We start from the raw sequence: 440 nt of genomic DNA on the forward strand, positions 1-440 counted from the left end.
TTGATATCCCGGTCAAAATCAAACTGCAAAATAATACGCGTGCTGCCGAGCGAACTGCTGGAGGTCATTTCACTGACTCCGGCAATGCGCCCAAGTGAGCGCTCCAGCGGCGTGGCAACGGAAGACGCCATTGTTTCTGGTGACGCACCGGGCAGCGAGGCGCTGACGATAATCACCGGAAAATCGACCTGCGGCAGCGGGGCGACCGGCAGCATACGGAAGCCCAGTATGCCGCACAGGGTAATGGCAACCGACAGTAAAATCGTCGCCACCGGGCGGTAAATGAAGAGGGCAAAAAACTTCACTTACGCCTCCTCTTCATGACGGGCAAAGCGGCTTTTGGTCCACAATGCCAGGCGGTCGAACAGCAAATAAATCACCGGCGTGGTAAACAGCGTCAGCACCTGGCTGACAATCAGACCGCCGACCATGCCGATACC

At 56.8% G+C, this 440-nt stretch carries 1 protein-coding gene; it reads right to left on the reverse strand.

Annotated features, from left to right (window positions below; genetic code table 11):
• A partial coding sequence (locus SK224_RS16725) for an efflux RND transporter permease subunit (protein WP_320435771.1) occupies nt 1-305 on the reverse strand: 305 nt, incomplete at its 3' end.
• Nucleotides 306-440 lie beyond the last annotated feature (135 nt).

This window comes from Microbacterium sp. BG28, from assembly GCF_034044005.1.
GTDB lineage: Bacteria > Actinomycetota > Actinomycetes > Actinomycetales > Microbacteriaceae > Microbacterium.